The sequence below is a fragment of the Pseudomonas bohemica genome, from assembly GCF_002934685.1.
GTDB classification, from domain to species: Bacteria; Pseudomonadota; Gammaproteobacteria; order Pseudomonadales; family Pseudomonadaceae; genus Aquipseudomonas; species Aquipseudomonas bohemica.
Genome location: NZ_NKHL01000014.1, coordinates 1 through 284, shown reverse-complemented (window position 1 = coordinate 284; position 284 = coordinate 1). Strand labels below are relative to the sequence as shown.

1 pseudogene is annotated in these 284 nt (G+C 57.7%); it reads left to right on the top strand.

The annotated features are described in order from the left end of the window. A pseudogene (locus tag CE491_RS30505) lies at positions 1-284 on the top strand (transposase); the annotation flags it as partial.

The following is a 284-nucleotide window of genomic DNA, read 5'->3' as shown; positions in this document are numbered from 1 at the left end:
TCCACGTAGTGATGATCGTCTGGTACTCCACGGAATCCTTTGGATTTTGTGCTCAGGTGCTGCCTGGCGTGATCTGCCGGGAACGCTTTGGGCCTTGGTCGACGGTGAATCAGCGTTTTCGTGACTGGCGCGATGACGGTACGTTCGCCCGGATACTGGAACGCTTGCACATTCGACTCAACCAGGAGGGACTGATCGATCTGAACACCTGGATGATCGACTCCACGGCGGTACGTGCAACCCGAGCCTCTTCAGGCGCCGGGAAAAAGGGGGGCCTGAAGAAC